This window comes from Novosphingobium sp. SL115, assembly GCF_026672515.1.
GTDB lineage: Bacteria > Pseudomonadota > Alphaproteobacteria > Sphingomonadales > Sphingomonadaceae > Novosphingobium.
On sequence record NZ_JAPPRG010000002.1, the window covers coordinates 117,992 to 141,183 of the forward strand.

The 23,192-nt window shown below is 62.7% G+C and carries 18 protein-coding genes; 6 read left to right on the forward strand and 12 right to left on the reverse strand.

Annotated features, from left to right (window positions below):
• Positions 1–89: 89 nt before the first annotated feature.
• The 10 genes from OVA07_RS02045 to OVA07_RS02090 all read right to left on the reverse strand — a co-directional run bounded on the left by OVA07_RS02045 (position 90) and on the right by OVA07_RS02090 (position 9,327).
• Positions 90–1,025: an SDR family oxidoreductase gene (locus OVA07_RS02045; protein WP_268169806.1), complete on the reverse strand. Its 936-nt coding sequence runs from the start codon at positions 1,023–1,025 to the stop codon at positions 90–92.
• A complete protein-coding gene (locus OVA07_RS02050) occupies positions 1,022–2,506 on the reverse strand; it encodes a carotenoid oxygenase family protein (protein WP_268169807.1) in 1,485 nt (494 codons plus the stop codon). Before OVA07_RS02050 ends, OVA07_RS02045 begins: the two co-directional genes overlap by 4 nt.
• Before the next feature lie 57 nt (positions 2,507–2,563).
• The gene (locus OVA07_RS02055) at positions 2,564–3,364 is read right to left on the reverse strand and encodes a CmcJ/NvfI family oxidoreductase (protein ID WP_268169808.1); all 801 of its coding nucleotides are present in this window, start codon (positions 3,362–3,364) and stop codon (positions 2,564–2,566) included.
• Positions 3,365–3,461: 97 nt separating this feature from the next.
• On the reverse strand, positions 3,462–3,875 hold the full coding sequence (locus OVA07_RS02060; RefSeq protein WP_268169809.1) for a VOC family protein: 414 nt from the start codon (positions 3,873–3,875) through the stop codon (positions 3,462–3,464).
• A gap of 136 nt (positions 3,876–4,011) precedes the next feature.
• Entirely contained in the window at positions 4,012–4,956 is a 945-nt protein-coding gene (locus OVA07_RS02065) for a Gfo/Idh/MocA family oxidoreductase (protein WP_268169810.1), read from the reverse strand.
• A 17-nt stretch (positions 4,957–4,973) separates the two neighbouring features.
• Positions 4,974–5,816 carry a class III extradiol dioxygenase subunit beta gene (locus OVA07_RS02070; RefSeq protein WP_268169811.1) on the reverse strand — a complete coding sequence of 281 codons (843 nt, stop codon included), beginning with the start codon at positions 5,814–5,816 and terminating at the stop codon, positions 4,974–4,976.
• Between the two features lies 1 nt (position 5,817).
• Positions 5,818–6,273 carry a protocatechuate 4,5-dioxygenase subunit alpha gene (gene ligA / locus OVA07_RS02075; protein ID WP_268169812.1) on the reverse strand — a complete coding sequence of 152 codons (456 nt, stop codon included), beginning with the start codon at positions 6,271–6,273 and terminating at the stop codon, positions 5,818–5,820.
• A complete protein-coding gene (locus OVA07_RS02080; protein WP_268169813.1) occupies positions 6,270–7,295 on the reverse strand; it encodes an amidohydrolase family protein in 1,026 nt (341 codons plus the stop codon). The genes ligA and OVA07_RS02080 overlap by 4 nt, the downstream gene beginning before the upstream one ends.
• The gene (locus OVA07_RS02085; RefSeq protein WP_268169814.1) at positions 7,292–8,113 is read right to left on the reverse strand and encodes an NAD(P)-dependent oxidoreductase; all 822 of its coding nucleotides are present in this window, start codon (positions 8,111–8,113) and stop codon (positions 7,292–7,294) included. Before OVA07_RS02085 ends, OVA07_RS02080 begins: the two co-directional genes overlap by 4 nt.
• A gap of 62 nt (positions 8,114–8,175) precedes the next feature.
• On the reverse strand, positions 8,176–9,327 hold the full coding sequence (locus tag OVA07_RS02090) for a LysR family transcriptional regulator (RefSeq protein WP_268169815.1): 1,152 nt from the start codon (positions 9,325–9,327) through the stop codon (positions 8,176–8,178).
• A gap of 122 nt (positions 9,328–9,449) precedes the next feature.
• Between OVA07_RS02090 and ligK the strand changes: the two genes are divergently transcribed.
• The 5 genes from ligK to OVA07_RS02115 all read left to right on the forward strand — a co-directional run bounded on the left by ligK (position 9,450) and on the right by OVA07_RS02115 (position 14,607).
• Positions 9,450–10,124, forward strand: coding sequence for a 4-carboxy-4-hydroxy-2-oxoadipate aldolase/oxaloacetate decarboxylase (gene ligK, locus OVA07_RS02095; RefSeq protein ID WP_268169816.1), 675 nt, complete (start codon positions 9,450–9,452; stop codon positions 10,122–10,124).
• The gene (locus tag OVA07_RS02100; protein ID WP_268169817.1) at positions 10,117–11,178 is read left to right on the forward strand and encodes a 4-oxalomesaconate tautomerase; all 1,062 of its coding nucleotides are present in this window, start codon (positions 10,117–10,119) and stop codon (positions 11,176–11,178) included. The genes ligK and OVA07_RS02100 overlap by 8 nt, the downstream gene beginning before the upstream one ends.
• Positions 11,175–12,071, forward strand: a complete 897-nt coding sequence (locus OVA07_RS02105; protein ID WP_268169818.1) for an amidohydrolase family protein — start codon at positions 11,175–11,177, stop codon at positions 12,069–12,071. The genes OVA07_RS02100 and OVA07_RS02105 overlap by 4 nt, the downstream gene beginning before the upstream one ends.
• A 199-nt stretch (positions 12,072–12,270) precedes the next feature.
• Positions 12,271–14,187, forward strand: a complete 1,917-nt coding sequence (locus tag OVA07_RS02110; protein ID WP_268169819.1) for a methyl-accepting chemotaxis protein — start codon at positions 12,271–12,273, stop codon at positions 14,185–14,187.
• A 75-nt stretch (positions 14,188–14,262) separates the two neighbouring features.
• Positions 14,263–14,607, forward strand: coding sequence for an energy transducer TonB (locus OVA07_RS02115; protein WP_268169820.1), 345 nt, complete (start codon positions 14,263–14,265; stop codon positions 14,605–14,607).
• Between the two features lie 759 nt (positions 14,608–15,366).
• On the opposite strand, the gene clpB is transcribed toward OVA07_RS02115, so the two are convergent.
• Complete coding sequence (gene clpB, locus OVA07_RS02120; RefSeq protein WP_268169821.1) at positions 15,367–17,946, reverse strand: ATP-dependent chaperone ClpB; 2,580 nt, start codon at positions 17,944–17,946, stop codon at positions 15,367–15,369.
• Between the two features lie 209 nt (positions 17,947–18,155).
• Here clpB and OVA07_RS02125 point away from each other — a divergent pair, with 209 nt between their 5' ends.
• The gene (locus OVA07_RS02125) at positions 18,156–18,560 is read left to right on the forward strand and encodes a hypothetical protein (RefSeq protein ID WP_268169822.1); all 405 of its coding nucleotides are present in this window, start codon (positions 18,156–18,158) and stop codon (positions 18,558–18,560) included.
• A gap of 100 nt (positions 18,561–18,660) precedes the next feature.
• Here the strand turns inward: OVA07_RS02125 and OVA07_RS02130 are convergent, their stop codons facing one another.
• Positions 18,661–23,088 (reverse strand): beta strand repeat-containing protein, encoded by a 4,428-nt coding sequence (locus OVA07_RS02130; RefSeq protein ID WP_268169823.1) that lies wholly within the window; start codon positions 23,086–23,088, stop codon positions 18,661–18,663.
• Positions 23,089–23,192 lie beyond the last annotated feature (104 nt).

Below are 23,192 nucleotides of genomic sequence, written 5' to 3' on the forward strand. Positions count from 1 at the left end.
TGCCGGGCCGTCCCGGTCTTGACCAACCCTGACACGGGGGTGGGAACGTGGTCTCCACGCGGACTGTCTAGGGGCGTGTGGTGGTGAAATCAACAGTCTGAAGCAGAACAAGCCCCTCGCAGCATCTCCGCATTCTCTTCGATCATCTGGCGTACAGAACGCGCCTTGCGTCCGGTCAGACGCTCCACATCGTCGGTGCAAAGCTCCAGAAAACCTTCGCGGATGGCCTGACCGAAGGTCACCATGTCATCGCTGTTCCACGGGATGCCCGCGACGTCCAGATCATCCACCGGGCGACGGGGGATGCCCATGGCGTCGAACATCGCGTATTGGCCCTCGTCGTCCAGCGACACGTATTCCAGCGGCTTGCCGGTAATTTCCGCCATCATCGCGGTCACTTCAGCGAAAGTCTGAAGCTCTGGCCCGGTGATGTTGTAGGTCTGGTTCTCGTGGCCCGCGCCGGTCAGCACGGCCACCGCGCTTTCGATGCAGTCATCGCGCCAGACCATCGCCTCGCGCCCGTCGCCGCCATTGGAAAACCACTTGCCGCTTTGCATCACGCCCGGCCCGGCCATCAGGATCATGGCATCGGCATAGTGGGCATCGCGCAAGCAGGTCCACGCGCAGCCGCTGGCCTTCATCAGGGCTTCGGTTTCGATATGATCGTGCCGCACTTCGGCGGGGTTGGCGGGATCGTCTATGCCGATGAAGCTGGTGTAGACGATGTGCTTCACGCCGCCTGCCGCCGCGGCATCGATTGCCGCCTTGTGCTGCACTACCCGCGCGCCGACGCGGGTGCCGGAGATCAGCAGCATCCGTTGCGCGCCCTGCACGGCTGCGGCCAGGGTTTCCGGCTTGTCGAAATCGCCATAGCGCACGGTGCAGCCCTGCGCGGCACGGCCTGCCAGCTTTTCCGGCTTGCGCGTGATCAGGATAAGGTCGGCGGCGCGGCCCTTGGCGATCAGGCGGTCGGTTACGCCTCGTCCATAGTTGCCGGATGCTCCGGTGATGACGATCTTGCTCATGCCGAAAGCGCGTCCAGCTGCGCCTGCGGCACCCACCAGCCGTGGACTTGCGGGCGCAGGCGCGTGGGGATGTGGACCTTGGCCACCGGCCCCGCGCCAATGTTTCCGGCATCCACCACCCATGCCTCATGGATGAACTGGTTGTCGCCTGTCTGCTGGTCCATGATGAACACCAGCCAGCCGTCCTTTGCGGGATCGGCGGCAGGGACATGCACCGGCTCGTTGAAGCCCGCCATCGGCGGCAAGGCGAGTGCATTGGTCACTTGCGGCGCGGGGGTGTCCATCCCGTCAAGCCGGAGCAGCATGTTGAAGCTGACGCCCACCGGGCCTGCGAACAGCGGCGGCCCCTGCAACTGCGGGTTCATCGAAAGCATGAAGCCGGTCTTGTAGGGCCGCCCCTGCAGCTTGGCCGGGATCACCGGGAAATCGCCGGGAGGGCCGATGATGGTTTCGGTCACTTCGCCGCCATCGCTGCGCGGATCGACCGTCCAGCGGGTGAGTGCGCCGAACACATCCTGTGGGTCCATGTGGATGCCCGAAGGTTCGCGGATGAAGGCGAAGGCGTTGGTGTTGTTCAGGCAGGCGTCGAAGTGGAGCATGCCCTCGGCATCCTCCCACGCATTCATCATGTGATAGGAATGACAGCCCTTCGGCCCCTTGAACCACTTGATCTCACTGATGTCGCCGTAGCGCGGCATGACGCCCAGCCATGATTCCAGTTCCGGTTCATGGTGCCAGTGTTCGCCGCCTGCTTTCAGCCGGTCGAGGTCTGCCGTGGTTGGGTAGATCGGGAACAGCGCATAGTTCTGGCTGATGGTGAAATCGTGCATCATCGCGCAATAGGGCGCGTCGAACCACTGTTCGCTTTTCAGCGCGCCGTCCGGCCCGACAATGCAGTACGCGACCTTGGTGGAAGCCTGCCCGTCCGCCTCATAGCCATAAAAGAACAGTTCGCCCGTTTCGGCATCGATGCGCACATGCGCGGTCATCGTCTCGCTTTTCAGCGCGCCGCCGAAATCATAGGAGCCGAGCGTTTCCAGCGTCGTGGGATCGACGCGATAGGGGCGGCCATCCTCCTTGGCCATCAGCATCCGGCCTGCATGCCAGACCGGCGTGGTGTTGGCCACGGTGCGGTCCACGCCCGCCACGCTGGCATCATCGGTAAACGGGTTGCGGTATTTGCCGAACAGCGCCTTTCCAGCGGCCTTTTCCGCCTTGTAGCGCGCGGTTTCAACAAATTTCAGCAGGAAGTCCGCCGTGCCATCATCGTTGAAGGACAGGCGGCTGATCATCCCGTCGCCCGACAGCGTGTGGTCGGTTTCGAACATCGGCGGGAACGCGGGATCGGGCACGGCGCGATAGAAGCTGCCGCGGACTTCCGCTGGCAGATCGCCTTCCACCTTCAACCCGCGCAGGTCCACCTCCTGCCCGACCGGTGCGTTGGCCCCGGTAAAATAGATCGTCTGCGGATACGCGCCCATCACCAAACCCTCACCGTAACTATTGTTACTGTTGTTGTAGCGCACGGCCCGCCGATTTCAAGCCCACCAATAGGCCGTCGCACGCATTTCAATGCTGACGCGCGGGGGCGCATCGGCGGGGCAATTCGGCAGGTCGAAGGCCACATGCGGAACGTGGTGCGCGCGGGCCGGATCGCTGTCATTGGTCTTGAACAGCACGGCTTCGTCGATTCGCATATCGGGGAACCAGTGCCAGCGGTGTGCCCGGTTGTGCGCCACCACCAACCCTTCGAACGACCATTCCTGCTTGCCCGGTTCATCGAACACTGCCGTCGCTTCGATCAGATCGGCAGGCGCGATGCTGCGCGCATCGCAGAACGCCAGCGGCACGTCCTGCGGCGGCGCGGATATGGCGCGCCACACGTTGTAGGCGGCACAGCGCCGGAAAGGTCGACCGTTCGCCCCACGCTCGGCAAAGGCCTTCGCCGTCGCGTCAGATATATCAATGTGGGCAAAGCGCGCGGGCATGGAATTGTTGAGCGTTCCGGCCTTGCCGCTCTTTTCCGAAAAGCGCAGCAGCCCCGGCGCGCCAACGTGGACGAAATCCGCCCCGGTCTGCGCCTGCACCAGTTCCTCGATTTCGGCCATGTGGAGGCGGGCCACCTGTTCTCGGTCGGCAAAGTCGGTCACGGCGCTTTTGTGGACGATGATCTGAAAGCCCTCGCGGTCAATCGTCGTGCCCGCCACCCGCGCATCGTGCATCGGCATGGCGACGGGCGCGATATCCACCTCGTCCCGCTCATGCGCGTTGGCGTAATAGATCGGGCGGGCAAACTTGCGCCCCGAATAGGCGATCAGCGCTTCCATCATGCTCTCCATGCGCGGTTGGCTTCGGCAACCTTCGCGTTGTGAGAGCACGCTACAGCGGCGCGCCCATCATAACAATGGTTAGAATGTGGCCGAGCCGATAAGACGCTCAGCCCATATTGGCGGCCAGCCATGCAGGGTCGGGCGGAATACGCTGGACGATTTCGATCACCGTCCCCGCTGGCCCCGCGATCTGGAACCGGCGCTGGCCCCAAGGCTCGTCCACCAGTGGTTTGATCAGGGCAATGCCCGCACCGCCAAGTCGTGTAGCTTCTGCTTTGGCATCATCCACCAGCAAGGCAATCATCACCGCGTCCGCCGCCCTCCCTCGCTGTGCCTGAGGCGCGGAAGGATGATCGGCATCCAGCAGATCGAGGAAGAAGCCGGGAATGCCCGGATGCTGAAGACTGACAAACCAATCCAGTTCGGCGCAGGCCGCAAAGCCCAGATGACGGACGAACAGGTCGGCATCCTGCCGGGGCTTTCGGGTCAGGATGACAGTTCCAAGCCCATTCGCTTGCATGGATACACCTCTATGGCCGGGTTGCCGTCTGCCGCAGTTCAACCCGTTTCGCGCCCTGCGGGTTCCCGCAACAAGCAAAGCCCCGGACATCACGGTGGATGTCCGGGGCCTCAAATTACGGCAATGCGCTGTCGTATCAGCCCTTGGCCAACTGGGTTTCCAGTTCGCCCAGCACGCGGTAGCAGTCAAAGACCTTCTGCACCGAGCTGTTGGGTTCACGGCCTTCGCGGATCGCGGCAATGAATTCGCGGTCCTGCAATTCGATGCCGTTCATCGACACATCGACCTTCGACACGTCGATCGGCTCTTCCTTACCGTTCACCAGATCGTCGTAGCGCGCGATATAGGTGGCAGTGTCACCGATGTAGCGGAAGAAGGTGCCCAATGGCCCGTCGTTGTTGAACGACAGTGACAGCGTGCAGATCGCGCCGCTTTCGCTCTTCAACTGGATCGACATGTCCATGGCGATGCCCAGTTCCGGGTGGATCGGGCCTTCGACGGCATTGGCCTTGACGATCTTGCCCGCCTGATAGGCGAACAGATCAACCGTGTGGGCAGCGTGGTGCCACAGCAGGTGGTCGGTCCACGAACGCGCTTCGCCCTTGGCGTTGATGTTCTTGCGGCGGAAGAAGTAGGTCTGCACATCCATCTGCTGGATGTTGAATTCACCCGCCTTGATCCGGTTGTGCACGAACTGGTGGCTGGGGTTGAAGCGACGGGTGTGGCCGACCATGCAGACCTTGCCGGTTTCTTCCTGCACCCGCAGCACTTCCTGCGCGTCAGCCCAGCTATCGGACAGGGGGATTTCCACCTGAACGTGCTTGCCCGCCTTCATGCAGGCGATGGCCTGTGCAGCGTGCATCTGCGTGGGCGTGCACAGGATCACCGCGTCCACGTCGTCGCGCGCCAGTGCGTCTTCCAGTTCGGTGGACGAATGCTTTGCGCCATATTTGGCGGCCACGGCTGCGGCCTGTTCGCCAGTGCGGCTGATGATCGAGGTGATTTCAACGCCGTCGATGTTCTTCAGGCCGTCGAGATGCTTTTCACCGAAGGCGCCGGCCCCGGCCAATGCGATACGCATGGGATTGCTCCTGTAGATCAGTCTGCGGGTTCGAGCACGATATGCCCGATCGCGGTGTTGCTGCATGGAATGTGGTAGTGGCGGTTGAGGCGCTTGACCTTCTTGCCCAGCGCGCCGCGCATGATGAGCCACATCACCATTTCAATGCCTTCGCTGCCGGTTTCGCGCAGATATTCGATGTGCTGGATGTGGCGCACATCGTCATTGTCCGATTCCAGCAGATCCAGGAACTTGTTGTCCCACTCGCGGTTCAGCAGGCCCGCGCGCGGTCCCTGCAACTGGTGGCTCATACCGCCGGTGCCCCAGATCTGCACGTTGAGGTCTTCGGGGAAGCTTTCCACCGCACGGGCAATCGCCTCGCCCAGCGCCCAGCAGCGGTTGCCCGATGGGACGGGATAGGTCACCACGTTCACCGCCAGCGGCACGACCTTGACCGGCCACTTTTCAGGCTGGCCGAACATCATCGAAAGCGGCACGGTCAACCCGTGATCCACGTCCATTTCGTTGATGATGGTCATGTCGAAATCATCAAGGATCAGGCTTTGCGCAATGTGCCAGGCAAGGTCGGCATGGCCTTCAACGTCGGGCACCGGGCGCGGGCCCCAGCCTTCGTCGGCGCTCTTGTAATGTTCGCCGCAGCCGATGGCGAACGTCGGGATGATGTTTGCGTCGAAAGCCGATGCGTGGTCGTTATAAACTAGGATCACCACATCGGGCTTTTCCTGTTTTTCCCATTCGCGGGTCCATTCGTAACCCTTGAAGATCGGGCCGAAATAATCGTCCTGCCACTTGCCCTGATCGACAGCGACACCCAGCAGCGGAACGTGGCTGGAGCCTACGCCAGCGGTAATCTTGGCCATCTCAGTTGGCTCCTTTGTTGGCCTCGGCGCCTGCGGCGGCGAGGTTAGCCTTGATCGAGCGATTGCCTTCGGGCGAACGGCCGCCATCCAGCATCATCTGGCGGTATTCCGGCCAGGTCATGTCGGTCATCGTGCTGACCGCTTCGGCAAAAGGCAGACCATCGGACGAGAACAGCTTTGACAGGAAATAGACGTTGCCGCCCAGATCCAGCAGCGTGTTGTAGTCACGCTTCAGCAGCGCCTGCTTGGCATCTTCGCTGATCTTCCATTCATCCAGATAGGCGCGTTCGTCGGCTTTGAACCGTTCACGATTTTCAGCCTTCATCAGGCTCATCGCGAACTGGTTGATCCAGTACCCCTTGCGGGCGCGCGCTGCGGTATAGACGCGCGTGCCGGGAATATCGTCCAGTTCGGCAAGGTATTCGTGAATGTTCTGCTTGGGCGTTGCTTGCGTCACAGGCCCCTCTCCTTCAGCTTGGCGTCGAGGCGCGGGAACACGCGGCGCGCGTTGCCCTCGAAAATCGCGTGGCGTTCGGCGTCCGTGATGTCGAGCGCATCGACGTAACGCTTGGTGTCGTCAAAATAGAAACCGGTGGTGGGATCGATGCCGCGCACCGCGCCGACCATTTCCGAACCGAACAGGATGTTCTTGTTCTCGATCACGTCGGCCAGCAGATCGACGCCGGGCTGGTGATAGACGCAGGTGTCGAAGAACACGTTGTTCATCAGGTGCGTATCAAGGCCGGGCTTCTTCAGCATGTCGGCAAGACCGCGATAGCGCCCCCAGTGATAAGGCACTGCGCCGCCGCCGTGCGGAATGATGAAGCGCAGGGTGGGGAACTTGCTGAACAGATCGCCTTCCAGCAACTGCATGAACGCGATGGTGTCTGCCGCAATGTAATAGCCGCCGGTGGCGTGCATCGCCGGGTTGCACGAACCCGAAACGTGGATCATCGCCGGAACGTCCAGCTCCACCATCTTTTCATAGAACGGGAACCAGTATTCGTCGGTCAGCGGCGGATGCTTGAAGTGGCCACCGCCCGGATCGGGGTTCAGGTTGCAGCCGATGAAGCCCAGGTCATTGACGCAGCGTTCCAGCTCGGCAATCGAGCTGGTCATGTCCGCTTCGGGCGACTGCGGCAACATGCACACGCCCGCGAAGATATCGGGATAAAGCCCGACCACGCGCGCGATCAGATCGTTGCAGACCTGCGCCCACTTCACCGCGACCGACTGATCGCCCACATGCGGCGCCATGGCGCTGGCACGGGGCGAAAAGATCGTCATATCCGCGCCGCGCTCTTTCAGCAGGCGAAGCTGGTTGCTCTCAATCGTTTCGCGGATTTCGTCGTCCGAAATGTCGGGATAGGCGGGGCATTCGGTCCCCGCCTTGAACGCGGCCTTCTGCTTTTCACGCCATTCGTCGTGCGCCTTTGGCAGCACGGTGTAATGGCCGTGGCAGTCGATGATCATGGTCATGCGACTTCAGTCCTCTCTGGGGTAAATTGAATGGTCTTGCCCGCCTGCTCACGCTGGCGGCGCACGGTGCCGCTGGTCATCATCGGCTCGATGCCAAGGCCTTCCAGCGTTTTGCAGCTTTCTTCCATTTCCGCCGCGCGGCGCAGGCCATGCGTGGTCATGCGTTCCACATTGTATTCGGCGCGGGTGAACCAGCTATCGCCCTTTTCGCTGGCGTCGAGCGAGGACAGCACTTCGTCCACCACGCCCGCTTTCGTCGCGGCCAGCATCATTTCGGCGGTCAAAGCTTCCACGCCCTTGACCATGATCGACCGGATCATCTTTATCGCACTGGCGCGGCCGATCTCATTGCCCACAACGCGGGTCTTGGTGAAACCGGCGGCGCGCAACAACATCTCCGCCTCAGCCGCGTGTTCGCCCGAAATCAGCAGCGGCACGTTCATCCGCGCCGGGTGGACCGGGGCCAGCACCGCCACGTCGACATAGCGCCCGCCCGCAGCGGCAATCGCTTTTGCCGCCGCGCGCTTTGTATCTGGGGCTACCGAGTTCATGTCGCACCAGATCGCCTGCGGTTTCAGCAGCGCGGCATAGTCCTGCGCGGCGGGCAGCGCGGAATCCGCGGTGACCAGCGACAGCACCATATCGGCATCGGACAGCGCGCATTCGGCGGTAGCGCAGGCAACAACGCCCGCCTGTTCCATCACCTTGCGACGCGCGGGGTTGAGATCATAGGCCAGCGCGGCGGACTTCCAGCCCGCAGCGATGGCAAAAGTGGACCCGGCCTCACCGAAGCCAATCAGGGCAATCGTGCTCTCCATGGCGCGTGTCCTGCGTCCGCGCGGGCCAAGGAACAAATGCAAACATCGGCGGGGGCATAAATTTATGCAAAGCCTTCTGCTGCCACTTCACGCAGCAGAGCGACGAACGCCGCCTGTGGCGCGGTGGGCCGCCAGCCTTCGCGAGTGGTGATGCCGATGGTGCGGTTGACCGGGACCGGCGGAGGCCGCGTGGCCAGCACACCGGCCTGCAATTCCACCGCCAGTTGCGCCGGCGAAAGTAGCGTCAGCGCATCGGAACCCAACAACAATTGCCGCACCGTCAGCACCGATCCGCATTCGATGCCCACATGCGGCGGCTCCGCCCCGGCGGCGCGCATCATGCTTTCCCAGTAATGGCGCAACGGGGTGTCGCTGGCGGGCAAAATCCATGGGTAACTGGCCAGCGCCGCGCCATCTGCCGCGCCAGACAGCAGGGGATGCCCGGCACGCATGACCAGCGCGGGGCTGTCTTCGAAAACCGCCTGTTGCGCCAGATCGTCCAGCACCGCCGCTTCGCGCAAGGCCCCCAGCATCAGGTCGATTTCGCCATCGCGCAACGGGCCGGACAGTTCGGCATGGCTGCCTTCCACCACGGCCACGTCCACGCCGGGATGGGCGGCGGCAAAGCGCAAAATGGTGGCAGGAAGCCAGCGCGCGCGGCTTAACGGCATGGCCCCCACCACCACGCGCCCCGCTGCCTTGCCCTGCCACGCGGCCACTTCGGCCAGGCCGCTGCGCAGTTCGGCCATGGCAAGGCCAAAGCCGCGCGCGCGGCGTTCGCCCGCTGGCGTCAGCATGACCGACCGTCCGCGCCGGTCCACCAGCCGCTGCCCCAGCGCAACAGAAAGATCGGCCACCGCACGGTGGAGCGAGGCCGACGAAAGCCCCGTCGCCTCTGCCGCCACGGCATAACTGCCGGCACGAGCCAGCGCGAGGAAGGCGCGGACTTGCGTGCCGGTGACGCGGGGGCTGCCGACATGGGCAATGGCGGCCTCGGCGCGGGGGGCCAGCAGCAGCGCGGGTTCGGTGGCGGTCATGCCGCTTGCCCCGCGTTCAAACAGCGCGCAGCCAAGGTCTGCTTCCAGCCGGGCGATGGCCTGCGTCAGCGCGGGTTGCGTCAGGTTTACCGCGCGGGCGGCGCGGGTGACGCTGCCATGGCGCACGGTTGCGGCAAAAGCCGCAATGTGGCGGATGTTGATCGCGCTTTGCACCATGGCCGTTGACTTAGCATTTCCTTATGCCCTGCGGCAAACAATGCATTGGCTGGCATGGCGCGGCAGTCGCATGGACGCATCCAAATTGTTTTATGGCGAATTGTTTTATTGGGAGCTTCATCATGTCGGGTATCGTCGTCCAGAACATCGAACGTGCCGATCCTGCGGTGATCGACGGCCTTGCCGCCTGCGGCGTGGCCACCGTGCATGAAGCGCAAGGGCGCACCGGCCTGCTGGCAAGCTATATGCGCCCGATCTATCGCGGTGCGCGCATCGCAGGCAGCGCGGTGACGATCAGCGCGCCTCCGGGCGACAACTGGATGGTCCACGTTGCCATCGAACAGTTGCAGGCAGGCGACGTGCTGCTGCTGGCCCCCACAAGCCCCTCCGAAGACGGCTATTTCGGTGACCTTCTGGCCACCAGCGCACAGGCGCGCGGGTGCCGTGGGCTGATTATCGACGCGGGCGTGCGCGACGTGCGCGACCTGACCGAAATGGAATTTCCGGTGTGGTCCAAGGCGATCTATGCCCAAGGCACGGTCAAGAACACGCTGGGCAGCGTCAACGTGCCGGTGGTCTGCGCCAATGCGCTGGTCAACCCCGGCGACGTGATCGTGGCCGATGACGATGGTGTCTGCGTAGTGCCGCGCGAAAAGGCCGCCGAAGTGCTGGCCGCGGCACAGGCCCGCGAAGCCAACGAGGGCGAAAAGCGTCAGAAGTTGGCCGATGGCGTGCTGGGCCTAGACATGTACAAGATGCGCGAGCGGCTTGAAAAGGAAGGCCTCAAGTATGTCTGAGGGGTTTTCCGCCCCCTGCATGTGGATGCGTGGCGGCACGTCGAAGGGCGGTTATTTCCTGAAGGATGAGCTGCCTGCCGATACAGCGGCGCGTGACGCTTTCCTGCTGGGCGTGATGGGCAGCCCCGATCCGCGCCAGATCGATGGCATGGGCGGGGCCGACCCGTTGACCAGCAAGGTTGCGGTGGTGTCGAAATCCACGCGCGACGGCATCGATGTGGATTACCTGTTCCTGCAGGTCTTCGTCGATCAGGCAATTGTCACCGATGCGCAGAACTGCGGCAATATCCTTGCCGGTGTCGGCCCGTTCGCGATTGAGCGCGGGCTGGTGGATGCGACGGGCGACGAAACCCGCGTGGCGATCTTCATGGAAAACACCGGGCAAGTTGCCGTGGCCAGCGTGGCAACGCCGGGCGGCACGGTGACCTATGCAGGCAGCGCCGCCATTGATGGCGTGCCCGGCACCCATGCGCCAATCCCGCTGGAATTCCGCGACACCGCCGGATCAAGCTGCGGCGCGTTGCTGCCCAGCGGCAATGCGGCGGACGTGGTGAACGGGGTTCCGGTTACGCTGATCGACAACGGCATGCCCTGCGTGGTGATGAAGGCCGAAGATCTGGGGATCACCGGTTACGAAGACCGCGACTGGCTGGACAATGCGACCGAGTTGAAAGCAAAGATCGAGGCGATCCGCCTGATCGTTGGCCCGATGATGAACCTGGGCGACGTGAAGGAAAAGTCGGTGCCCAAGATGATGCTGGTGGCCCCGCCCAAGAACGGCGGCGCGGTGACCGTGCGCAGCTTCATCCCGCATCGTGCCCATGCCACCATCGGCGTGCTGGGGGCGGTCAGCGTGGCGACGGCCTGTTTGATCGAAGGATCGCCTGCGGCGGAGGTGGCGCAGATTCCGCAAGGCAAGCGCAAGACGCTTTCGGTGGAACACCCGACCGGTGAAATGAGCTGCGTGCTGGAAGTGGACGATGCTGGCGATGTTCGCACCGCCGCCCTGTTGCGCACCGCGCGCAAGCTGATGGATGGAGTTGTATTCGGATGACCGACCAAGCCTCTGACCGCATTCTGAGCTGGCACAGCAATCCAGCCAAGCCGCGCTACACCCCGCCCGCTGGCGCGGTGGATGCGCATTGCCATGTGTTCGGGCCGATGGCGCAGTTCCCGTTCAGCCCCAAGGCCAAGTACCTGCCGCGCGATGCCGGACCGGACATGCTGTTCGCGCTGCGCGACCATCTGGGTTTCGACAAGAACGTGATCGTGCAGGCAAGCTGCCACGGCACCGACAATGCCGCGACGCTGGACGCCATTGCCAAATCGAACGGTAAGGCGCGCGGCGTGGCCGTGGTGGACCCTGACATTTCCGAGGCAGACCTTCACGCGCTGCACGATGGCGGCATTCGCGGCATCCGCTTCAACTTCCTGAAGCGGCTGGTGGACAATGCGCCCAAGGACAAGTTCCTTGAAGTGGCGCAGCGCCTGCCCAAGGGCTGGCATGTGGTGATCTATTTCGAAGCGGATATTCTGGAAGAACTGCGCCCGTTTATGGACGCCATTCCGGTGCCGCTGGTGATTGACCACATGGGCCGCCCCGATGTGCGCCAGGGACCGGACGGCGCGGACATGAAGGCGTTCCGCAACTTCCTGAACAGCCGCGACGACATCTGGTTCAAGGCCACCTGCCCCGACCGTCTGGACGCGATCAAGGAAGGTGGCGCGGGCGATCCGTGGAACGCCTTTGCCGATGCGGTGGCCCCGCTGGTGGCGGATTATCAGGACCGCGTGCTGTGGGGCACCGACTGGCCGCACCCCAACATGGACACCGAAATTCCCGATGACGGGCATCTGGTCGACATGATCCCGCGCATTGCGCCCACGGAAGAATTGCAGCGCAAGCTGCTGATCGACAATCCGATGCGGCTGTATTGGGCCGATTGATTCTGGTGGACCTCTGACCGGGGTTAACCATTGCGAGCAGTGCCCTGCGGGGCCGGACGCCTTTAACGGTGCCCGGCCCCGTAACAGTTGTGGTGCAATTCCTTACCCGCTGACTGCGCAGCATTACGGGGCATAGCCCTTACCGAACCTTCCCGATCCCCCCGTTAGCTGTGTGCAGACCGGCTTTCGGGGAGTTGTAATGCTGAAGTTCAATATCTCGGCCAAGTTCGTTACCGCCTTTGCCCTTCTGCTGGCAGTCATGGCGGGCATCGGTCTGTTTGCCGTGGCCAAGATTGGCGAGGTCAACGACATTGCGGCGCAGCAGCGCGACCGCTGGATGCCGGCATCGACCGCGCTGGGCGACATTCACACCTACACGTCGCAATACCGGCTCAAACAGGACGAAATGTTCAACGCCGGCGCGCCCGAAGCGATGGCGCGCAGCCAGAAGCTGTTGAAGAATGCGCGCGCCGCGATCGAGAGCGGGTTTGCCGATTTTGAAAAGCTGGCCTCCACCCCCGAACAGAAGGCCGCGCTGGGCGCAATCCGCGAGGCTTGGGGCGCCGTGGTTCAGCAGGACGAGACGATGCAGGCCATGGCGCTGAGCGGCGATACCAGCGGCGCGCAGGCGATGCATGACGGTGAAGGGCTGGATTCGTTCTATGCGCTGGAGGACGCGATCCTTGCCGCGATAGACGTGAACAAGAAAGCATCAGACGCGGTAGCGGCGCAGAGCGACCAGATTTCCGGGTCGGCCCGCAAGTTCACCTTTGCTGCAATCGGGCTGGGCCTGCTGGTGGCGGTGACGTTGCTGGCATACCTGATGCGCAACATTGCAACCCCGGTGCGGCGCATGGCCGATGCGGTGGCCCGGCTGACCGGGGGCGAACATACGGTGATGGTGCCGGGCATTGGCCGCACGGACGAGCTGGGCCAACTGGCCCGTGCGCTGGACCAGTTCCGCGATGTGTTTTCATCCGACCATGCCCGTGCCGAAGCCGAAAAGGCCCGCGCCCGCGACACCCAACTGACCATCGATGCCATAGGCGACGGGTTGACCGCGCTGGCCGAAGGCAACCTGACCTATCGCGTGCCTGAAAACGGCAGCGGAGCGCTGGCCAAGCTGCATGTCGACTATAACGCCGCGCTGGCCGCGCTGGAGCGAGTGCTGGGCAAGATCGTGGACGGATGCAACACGATCAAGCTGGGCACAGACGAGATTTCGAGTGCGGCAACCGACCTGTCACTGCGCACCGAACAGCAGGCAACGTCGCTGGCCGAAACATCGCGCACGCTGAGCGAGTTCACCACATCGGTCAAAACGACGGCGGACAACGCCCGCCAGACAAGCGCCCGTCTTTCGGTGGCGCGCAATACGGCCGATAGCGTGGGCGACACCGCCAACCGCGCCGTGGCGGCAATGCGCAGCATCGAAAGCAGTTCGCGCGAGATGGCCGAGATCGTCAACGTGATTGACGGCATCGCCTTCCAGACCAACCTGCTGGCGTTGAACGCCGGTGTGGAAGCGGCGCGAGCAGGCGATGCGGGCAAGGGCTTTGCCGTGGTGGCGACGGAAGTGCGCGCATTGGCGCAGCGATCGTCCGATGCCGCCAAATCGATCCGCGAGCTTATCAGCAAAAGCACCGACGAAGTGAGCGGCGGTGTGGCGCTGGTGGAATCGAGCGGCGAGGCGCTGCGTCAGATCGTGACCGAAGTGAGCGCGGTTTCGGCGCTGGTGGACGCGATTGCCGAAGCCGCCGGGCAGCAGGCATCGGGCATTGCCGACATTTCGACCATGGTCGGATCGATGGATGCCTTTACCCAGCAGAACGCCGCGATGGTCGAAGAAAGCAGCGCAGGCACACGCAATCTTGCGGCGGAAACGGTGTCGCTGGTGGATCAGTTGGGCCAGTTCCGGCTGGGTAAGAGCCTTGCCGGTGACGGTATGATGCACCGGACGGTGGCCCCACCTGCCCGGCCGGCATCTGCGGTGCCGCAGCGTCCCGCAGAAGAGACACACACACCTGCCCCGCCGCGCCGCAATTCACCGATCGCACCCGCCAGCCATGGTAGCGCCGCGCTGAAGATCGATGAGGATGACTGGTCGGAATTCTGACCGGACGGAATCTGCAAAAGTTCTCCCCCCTCCCCCTGAACCCCGCCCATCAACCTGATGCAAGGATCCTGAACGATGAACCTGATCGGTAAATTTGTCTTTGGCCTGACCGCCCTTTCGATGACGATGAGCACCGCCTTTGCCCAATCCGCCGACTGGCAGAAGCAAGTGGCGCGCGTGATTGCATCCAAGCAGACCTATCCCCGCGCAGCGCAGATGCGCGGCGAGGAAGGCACTGCGCGGGTGAAGCTGCATGTCAGTGCCGGTGGCGCGATTGAACGCAGCGAACTGGTCGCGCCTTCGGGTTCGAGCACGCTGGACAAGGAAGCCGTCGCCATGGCGACCCGCGCCGGATCGGTCCCGCCCCCGCCGGGTGGCGCGACGACGATTGTGGTGCCGGTGACCTGGAAATTGCTGTGATCCTGTGGATCACGGGGAAGCTCCCGTGATCTGAACGATACCCCCCGCCGGTCTTTGGGCCGGCAACCCTGGAGCGCCGGCTCCACTCCCTGGCTGGCGCGCATGAATGGGGCGGTTCTGCAAAGGACCGCCCCCTTTTTGTGCGGAGTTTCGCGCGGCAAACGTACTTTTTACAGGGGTTTATCCGGCGGCGAACCCGGACATTTTCGCCTGAGCAGGAGACAGATCGCGCGACCGGCACAGACGCCAAGCGCGGCGTCCTGCGGGAGGGGCGCATACCGGTTGGTGCGAGTGGCCGGACGGGCGGTATGCCCCCATGTCCGGCGCAGCCCGTGGATCAGACGGCAGCGGGAAACGGGGCGCGGCTCGCATGCGGCCCGTTTTCGTGCAGGCCGGGGGATGGATGGACACGTTTCGCGTGTGTGCCCATCGGTTGCCCCGGCGAAGGCATGATGCGGCGTGAAAGCTGCATCGGTGCCACCGTCTGTTGCATTGGCGGGATGTGCCCTGGGTCTTGAGCGTAACGCCCTGCATTGAACCCGAAAGCGCCAGTCCGCGCCGGTCGCGCCGGGGCGTTTCGCCATGCGAGAACCCCGAAGGAGAGAAGCGTGGCTGGCCTTTGCCTTGCTTCTGACCTGTGGCGGGGCATTTAACCCATTTGGTTCTATTTGTCAAGACTTCTGGGTGGCGGGGGATTGCGTGTGCCCCTCCACCACCCAGCGGATAGCCTTCCTCCCCATACCGGGGAGGAAGGACCTGTCAGCTCACTGCGAAGTTCAGTGCGCCGTCGCCTTCGTCGATGGTGACCGTGCTGCCATCAGGGATTTCGCCGCCAAGCAGCTTTTCGGCCAGCGGATCTTGCAGGTGGCGTTGCACCGCGCGTTTCAGCGGTCGCGCACCATAGACCGGATCATAGCCGACACGGCCCAGCCAGCGCTTGGCGGCATCGCTGAGATCGAGTGTAATTTTACGATCTTTCAGCAGCTTGGCCACACGCGCCACCTGGATTTCCACGATCGGGGCCATGTGTTCATGGCCCAGACGGTGGAACAGGATGATTTCATCCAGACGGTTGAGGAATTCGGGCCGGAAGTGGCTGCGCACCACATCCATAACCTGCGGTTCCACGGTCTGCACGTCCTGCCCTTCTTCCAGATTGGCAAGATACTGGCTGCCAAGGTTGCTGGTCAGGATGATGAGCGTGTTGGTGAAATCGACCACACGGCCCTGCCCGTCGGTCAGACGGCCATCGTCAAGCACCTGCAACAGCACGTTGAACACGTCGCTGTGGGCCTTTTCCACCTCGTCGAACAGGACGACCTGATAGGGCCGCCTGCGAACCGCTTCGGTAAGAACGCCGCCTTCATCATAACCAACATAGCCCGGAGGCGCACCGATCAAGCGGCTGACCGAATGCTTTTCCATGAATTCGGACATGTCGATGCGGACCATCGCGCTGTCATCATCGAACAGGAAACCTGCCAGCGCCTTGGTCAGCTCGGTCTTGCCGACGCCGGTGGGGCCGAGGAACAGGAAGCTGCCCAGCGGGCGGTTGGGGTCTTGCAGGCCCGCACGCGCGCGGCGGACGGCCTTGGACACGGCAAGCACCGCGTCCTTTTGCCCGATAACCCGCTGGCCCAGCACGTTTTCCATGTTGAGCAGCTTTTCACGCTCACCTTCCATCATGCGGTCAACCGGCACACCGGTCCACTTGCTGACGACAGCGGCGATGTCTTCGGCAGTCACCTCTTCGCGCAGCATGGCATTCTGGCTGACGCCTTGCGCTTCAGCCAGTTGCCGCTCCAGATCGGGGATGCGGCCATAGGCAAGCTCGCCCGCCTTGGCCAGATCGCCATGACGCTGCGCCTGATCGAGTTCGATACGCGCGGCGTCGAGCGCTTCCTTGACCTTGCCTTCGGCGGCAATCTTGTCACGCTCGTTCTGCCAGCGGGTGGTGAGTTCAGCCGACTGCTGTTCCAGATTGGCGAGATCTTCGCGCAGAGTGGCGAGCCGGTCTTTCGACGCGGTATCGACTTCCTTGGCGAGCGCCATTTCCTCGATCTTCATCTGGATGATGCGGCGGTCAAGCTTTTCGATTTCTTCGGGCTTGCTTTCCACTTCCATGCGGATGCGGCTGGCGGCCTCGTCCATCAGGTCGATGGCCTTGTCCGGCAGGAAACGGTCAGCGATGTAACGGTTGGACAGCGTGGCGGCGGCAACGATGGCGTTGTCGGCAATGCGGACGCCATGGTGCAGTTCGTACTTGTCCTTGATGCCGCGCAGGATGCTGATCGTGTCTTCCACGGTCGGTTCGCCCACGAACACCGGCTGGAACCGGCGCTGCAACGCGGGGTCTTTTTCGACATACTTCTGGTATTCATCCAGCGTGGTTGCACCGATGCAGTGCAGTTCGCCCCGGGCGAGCGCGGGCTTGAGCAGGTTGCCCGCATCCATCGCGCCTTCGCTTTTGCCCGCGCCGATCAGCGTGTGCATTTCGTCGATGAACAGGATGATCTCGCCTTCGGCGCCCTTCACTTCATCGAGCACGGCCTTGAGGCGTTCTTCAAATTCGCCGCGATATTTTGCGCCCGCGATCAGCGATCCCATGTCCAGCGACATCAGGCGGCGATCCTTGAGGCTGTCGGGCACGTCGCCATTGGCGATGCGCAGGGCAAGGCCTTCGGCAATCGCGGTCTTGCCGACGCCCGGTTCGCCGATGAGCGCCGGGTTGTTCTTGGTGCGGCGGGCAAGGATCTGCACGGTGCGGCGGATTTCCTCGTCACGGCCAATCACCGGATCGAGTTTGCCCTCGCGCGCGGCCTCGGTCAGGTCGCGGGCGTATTTCTTCATCGCGTCATAGGCGTTTTCTGCCCCGGCGCTGTCAGCGGTGCGGCCGCCGCGCAAGGCAGTGATCGCGGCTTCGAGGGCCTGCGCGGTGACATTGGCGGCTTTCAGCGCCTGCCCCGCCGTGGTGGTGGTGGCGAGCGAAAGCGCAACGAGCAGGCGTTCGACCGTGACGAAACTGTCGCCCGATTTGGCTGCGACCTGTTCGGCGGAATCGAGCACGCGCACGGCATCGTTATCAAGGCCGGGCGTGGCTTGCGCGCCCGAACCGGAGACGGCGGCGATCTTTGCCAGCGCCTTGTCCACTTCGGTCTGGGCAAGGGCCGCATTGCCCCCGGCGCGCTGGATCAGCCCGCTAGCCATGCCTTCGCTGTCTTCGAGCAAGGCCTTGAGGATGTGATCGGGCGTGATCCGCTGGTGATTCATGCGGATGGCAACGGTCTGTGCGGCTTGCAGAAAGCCTTTGGCGCGGTCGGTGAATTTCTCGATGTTCATGGCTTCGAGTGTCCTCCTGATGCGCTGAAGATGGTGTGGCTTTTTCGCAACACAAGGGTTGCATACGAAGAAAAGCACAGGGCGCAGCCGGTGTCACGAGGGACCGGGATGCGCAGTGTTCCTCCCCTGCAGGACAGCCTTTTTTAACGTCAGTTTTTTATACCTAGTTTTAAGGGTTATCGCCCGATATCGTAGCTTGGACATGTGGCATGAAGCGGATCTTGTATCTTGAATCCAAACTGCGAATGCGGCTGATAACAGCCGAATTCGAGCTGTTGTCGTTCCTCTATTTCAACGGGCCGACCAAATCGCGCGACCTTTCGCTGTCAACCAAATCATCTATCGCCAACTTCCAGTTGATCCTGCGCCGGCTGCGCGAAAGCGCGGTGGTGGAAGTGGAACAGGACCAGATCGACCAGCGGGTGCGGGTCTATCGGCTGTCCGATGAAATCCGGCACGAGTTTTCGATGATCTTCGATGCCGATGCGGAATCGCGCGCGGTGCTGCAGCAGATTGCCGGACTGGCCGAGCGCGAAACGGATGTGCTGGACCGCTGCGCTAACTGCGATCCTGATCTGTCGCAGCAACGCCCCAAGCTGGTATCGGTGCGCTGAACGAAAAAAGGTGCCGCAACCTTCATGGTTGCGACACCCCAAGTCACCCAAAGGTGATTTCCGGGAAGCGGGCAGGCTCCCCGGAAATCCTTCCCCGTCGTCAGTTCCCGACGGTGAGGTTGGTGCCGCCCAGCGTGGCAGCGGTGACCGAGCTGTTGCCGAAGGCCGAAGCCGAGGTAACATTGCCGTTCATGCTGACGCTGCTGCGGTTGACGATGCCGGTGATACCGGCAAGACCGCCTGCGGTCGCGCTGACATTGACGGAGCCGGAGTTGGTCTGGACGCTTGCCACCGAAGAGGTGAGCGGGCCAGTGCCGTTGCCAGCCGTGCCGTTGAGCGCGGTCAGGTTGAGCGTGTTGGTTGCAGCATTGCCATAACCGACCGCCGTGACCGAGTTGCCGTTCAGCGCGATGGCCGAGTTGGCAAGCTGGGTGTCAGCCGTTCCGTTGAAGCCCGCGCCATAACGGATGGTGGCCGTGGCGTTGATCGGACCGGTGTTGCCCTGGTTGTTGAGCACCGTATAGGCAGCCGACGTAGTAGAAGCATTTGTGTTCACGGTTGCCGGAGCGACGCCTGCGGCAAGGTTGGTTGCCGAAACCGACAGGCTGTTGGTGGCGTTGCTGCCGCCAGCGCTGGCGAAGGCATTGTTACCGTTGAGCGTAACCGTGCTCTGGCTGACGCCGGTTGTCGGGGTAAGCCCCACATCGTTGGTGGTGACCATCGCATCCAGCGTGGTGTTCGCAAACGAGCTGACAGCGCCGTTGTTGATCTGGCTGTTGGCCACACCGCCGGTTGCATTGGCAGTGTTCGCGGCCAGCGTCAGACTGTTGGACGAACGGTTGGCCAGAGCGCGCGCTTCGTTGGTGTTGCCATCCAGCGAAACCGTGCTTGAGGTGATGCCGTTGGCCGCTGCCACTTCGCCAGAAGTGTTGCGGACAGTCTGCGTTGCGGTTGCACCGACAGTTCCGGTGTTCTCTTGCGAATTTGCCAAAGCAAAGTCGGCATTGGCGGTACCATTGCCCAACGATGCGCTGGCAAGAGCAACGGTGCGGTCATCCAGCGCGGTAGCAGCCGAGGCCGAAAGCGTGTTGGTGCCGTCATTGGCGGTGCTGGATGCGCTGTTGGCGTTGTTGTCCAACGAGACAACCGAGGTTGCCACCGTGGCAGGCGCACTAGCCATCAGGTCCGAGGTGCTGGAGGTGGCGCCAGCAGTGGTCTGGCGCGACGACAGGGCTGCGCTGAGGGTAATCGCATTGCCATCCAGAGCGACGCTGTTTTCAACCAGATTGCTGCGCGCATCGGTCGACACGGCATTGTCCGAAACCGACACGCTGCTGTCAGACACTGCACGGACCGGCGCAGTGGCCGAGAACGTACCGATGGCCGACGCCGAGCTTGATCCCGCACCAGCATTCTGGGTGCTGCCGAGCGCATAATCGCCGGTCGCAGTCCAGTTGCTACCCGTGGCCGAACCGGAAACGGTTGCAGCGCCCGCATTGGCCGCACCGTCTGCCGTCACGTTGATGGCGTTGCTGGCGGTGTTCTGTGCCGAAGAAGCGGAGAAGGCATTGCCGTCAACCATGATCGAGGCATCATCGACCAGCCCCAGCGCTGCGACGCTGCCCATGCCATTGGCGGTGGCCGACGCAGCCATGCCATTGACAATCTGGCTGTTCGAAAGCGAACCGGTGCCTTCGATTGCGCCAGCAGCAAGGTTCACGGCATTGTCGGCAAAGTTGCTTTGCACCGCACCGTTCAGGGTGTTGCCCGAAGCCGACAGCGTGCTGTCATCCACCGTTTCGCCAACCGTCGTGGCAGCAACGTCGAACAAGCCGTTGGCAGTGGCCGTCAGCACATCATCAGCGCCCTGCACGGCCTGCGCGTTGTTCAGCGCATAGGTACCGCTCTTGAGGACCGGACCAGCAATGGCCGCTGTGGCGGATGCCTGTGCGATCGCGGTGGTGGCATCGACGTTGATCGCGTTGGTGCCGGCGTTGCCGGAAACCGTGGCGGAGAACGCATTGCGATCTGCTGCAAGCGTGCTGTTTGCAACCGATCCGGTGGTGGTCACCGAAGCGCTGGCACCCGAAGCAAGCGTTGCAACGAGGTCAGATCCCTGAACCGTCTGCTGGCTGGTCAGCGCGGAGGTGGTTTCAACCGAACCGCCCGAAAGCGCGGCCGAGTTGTTCACCGTGTTGCCGGTGACGCTGGCAGAAAGGCTGTTGTCTTCCACCAGCAGCGACGATGCGCTGATGTCATCAGTTGCAGCATCGCCCTGCGTGAGCAGATACTGTCCTGCAACAGCGGCGGTGAGGACGCTGCCATTATCGACCAGCTGATCGCTGGCCAGCGACGCGACGCTGGTGGCCACACCACCAGAGATGGTGGCATCAATACCGGTGCCTACAAGCGAGGTCGTGCCGGTCTGCGCCAGAGCATTGCGTGCCGAGTTGCCGATGGCATCGCCTGACGATTCGTTGCCGTCGATACGCAGCGTGCTGGAGATTACATCGCCGAGGCTAGCGATGCTTACGCCGCCAGCGGCGGGGACAGCAGGCTGAGCAAGCGTGACAAGGGGCGTAGTGCCATTGATCGGTGCAACCAGACCGGTGATCGTAACGGTAAACGCACCGCCATTGAATGGCCCGAACGAGTATGCGGGCTGACCGGCATATGCCGCAACAACCGCGTTATACTCGGTAAGCGTGGCACCGGTGACGTTTCCGCTGAAGGTGTAATTGCCGATCACGCCCGTCGACATACCCGACGCGGTCAAGGCCACTGCTGCAATTGCAGGCGCACCCGGAGCGCCAACCAGCGCGGTGACGGTGCCTTGCAGGCCCTGATCGTTGGTGACCGCAGCGTTGGCGGCCAGCGACGATGCGCTGAGCGTCAGAGCATTGCCTGCGCCAACGGTGACGTTGCCTGCAGCCGTGGCGTTCTGGCGGTTGCCATCCGATACCACGCTGGCAGCGGTCACATCACCACCGACCAGCGAACGGATCGAAGTGCCGCTGAGCGCAGGTGCTGCCGTCGAAACGCTGTCGGTCAGACTGGCGACGCTGTTGGTGCCAGTTGCCGACTGTGCGCTGGCAATGGCGAAGCTGCCATCTGCCGACGCGGCGTTCACGTTGGCGATGGCGCTGTCGCTGGCTGCGCTGGTGCTGGCGGCATTGGCGGCAACCGAGTTGGTCACGCGGTTGGCCGCAGACAAGGCGAGCACATCGTTGTCCGAAGCCGACAGCGACGAAGCGCTGACATTGCCCGAAACGGTGTTGAACGCAGCGTAGTCGTCAACGCTGTTGGTGCTGACCTGCGCGATGGTGCTGGCAGAAGTCGACATCTGGTTGGACGCGACTGCAGCGACACCTGCTGCACCCGACGAAATGCTGGATGCGCCGATGGTAGCGGCATTGCTGCCATAGTTGCCCTGTGCCGTTGCGGACAGTGTATTGGCATTGTTGGCGACGGTGGAGCCTGCAACGTCACCCGTGACGCCGACCTGCGAGGAAACCGTGGTGTTGCCCACCGTGGCGCGCGTTGCCTGCGCATCGACAGCCTGAATGGTGGCAACCGAGACGCCAGCATTTGCCGAAGTTGAACCCGACGGCGGTGCATCGGCATTATTGCCAGTTCCCACGGTCGAATAGCTGTTGATGCCGGCCAGGTTTACGCTGGATGCCGCATTATTGCCGGTGGCCGTGGCGCGTTCAGCGTTGCCGGTAACCGACGCGGACGAGGCGGACAGTGCCGGAACAGCAGGCGTTGCGCCGGTGATGTTGATGGCGCTGGAGGTGATTGTCGTTGCGTTGGAATCCACCACGCTGCGCTGCGCGGTGCCGACGCCGACCGAAGCCGAAACGCTGTTGGCGCCAGCAGCCGAAACCGTGGATGCGCTGTTGTTGGCGGTCGACGTTGCGCTGTCGCTGGCATTGCCAACGGTCAGCGTGCTGGCCGAAACGCCCTGATTGTTGGCGCCCGAAACGGTGATGGCTTTCGTGCCGAAGACCGTTGCATCGACCGATGACTGGCTGGGAAGCAGAATGATGTCGTTGGAATCGCGTGCGCTTTGTGCGGTATAGACGCCAAGCCCCGCAGTGGTGCTTGCGCCAACCGACGTGGAACCGCTGATCAGCGGCTGTCCCGCAGTGGTCGAAACAGACGTCGATGCAGTGCTACCCGAACCATTGATCTGGTTGACCGGATCGATGGTGAGCGACTGGGTTGCAGTGTTGGTGGTGCCAGCAGCGCTGACGGTGGGGCTGGTAACAGTGACCGTGCTGTTCTGCACGCCATATGCAGGCGTGGGAACATTCGCGACCGCAGCCGACTGACCCGACGACACGGTGCTGCTGACCGAGTTGGTGTTGTTCTGCGCGGTCGACTGCACATTGGCGTTCGACACAGGCGTTACCGATGCAACGCTGCCGAAGCTGCCAACGCTTTGTGCATGTGCGCCACCTGCAAGACCGGCTGCAACGGCGCTGACGCCGGCAAACAGTGCTGCCTTTCTGAAATTAGACTTCATAAATTCCCCCAAATTAAATGCATCGGAATAGATGCAGTTAAAAAGTTCACTCTGGACAAAAGATGCGATTCACTTCTTCACTTCACTCACTGCACGTTGAAAGG

Excerpts from the sequence above, each read along its gene's own strand:
- OVA07_RS02050 (WP_268169807.1), bottom strand. The coding sequence starts at position 2,506 with ATGGGCGCGTATCCGCAGACGATCTATTTTACCGGGGCCAACGCACCG.
- OVA07_RS02130 (WP_268169823.1), bottom strand. The coding sequence starts at position 23,088 with ATGAAGTCTAATTTCAGAAAGGCAGCACTGTTTGCCGGCGTCAGCGCC.
- OVA07_RS02100 (WP_268169817.1), top strand. The coding sequence starts at position 10,117 with ATGTCTGAGGGGTTTTCCGCCCCCTGCATGTGGATGCGTGGCGGCACG.
- OVA07_RS02055 (WP_268169808.1), bottom strand. The coding sequence starts at position 3,364 with ATGGAGAGCATGATGGAAGCGCTGATCGCCTATTCGGGGCGCAAGTTT.
- clpB (WP_268169821.1), bottom strand. The coding sequence starts at position 17,946 with ATGAACATCGAGAAATTCACCGACCGCGCCAAAGGCTTTCTGCAAGCC.
- OVA07_RS02090 (WP_268169815.1), bottom strand. The coding sequence starts at position 9,327 with ATGGTGCAAAGCGCGATCAACATCCGCCACATTGCGGCTTTTGCCGCA.
- OVA07_RS02085 (WP_268169814.1), bottom strand. The coding sequence starts at position 8,113 with ATGGAGAGCACGATTGCCCTGATTGGCTTCGGTGAGGCCGGGTCCACT.
- OVA07_RS02080 (WP_268169813.1), bottom strand. The coding sequence starts at position 7,295 with ATGACCATGATCATCGACTGCCACGGCCATTACACCGTGCTGCCAAAG.
- OVA07_RS02115 (WP_268169820.1), top strand. The coding sequence starts at position 14,263 with ATGAACCTGATCGGTAAATTTGTCTTTGGCCTGACCGCCCTTTCGATG.
- OVA07_RS02060 (WP_268169809.1), bottom strand. The coding sequence starts at position 3,875 with ATGCAAGCGAATGGGCTTGGAACTGTCATCCTGACCCGAAAGCCCCGG.
- OVA07_RS02110 (WP_268169819.1), top strand. The coding sequence starts at position 12,271 with ATGCTGAAGTTCAATATCTCGGCCAAGTTCGTTACCGCCTTTGCCCTT.
- OVA07_RS02070 (WP_268169811.1), bottom strand. The coding sequence starts at position 5,816 with ATGGCCAAGATTACCGCTGGCGTAGGCTCCAGCCACGTTCCGCTGCTG.
- OVA07_RS02125 (WP_268169822.1), top strand. The coding sequence starts at position 18,156 with ATGAAGCGGATCTTGTATCTTGAATCCAAACTGCGAATGCGGCTGATA.
- OVA07_RS02105 (WP_268169818.1), top strand. The coding sequence starts at position 11,175 with ATGACCGACCAAGCCTCTGACCGCATTCTGAGCTGGCACAGCAATCCA.
- OVA07_RS02065 (WP_268169810.1), bottom strand. The coding sequence starts at position 4,956 with ATGCGTATCGCATTGGCCGGGGCCGGCGCCTTCGGTGAAAAGCATCTC.
- ligK (WP_268169816.1), top strand. The coding sequence starts at position 9,450 with ATGTCGGGTATCGTCGTCCAGAACATCGAACGTGCCGATCCTGCGGTG.
- OVA07_RS02045 (WP_268169806.1), bottom strand. The coding sequence starts at position 1,025 with ATGAGCAAGATCGTCATCACCGGAGCATCCGGCAACTATGGACGAGGC.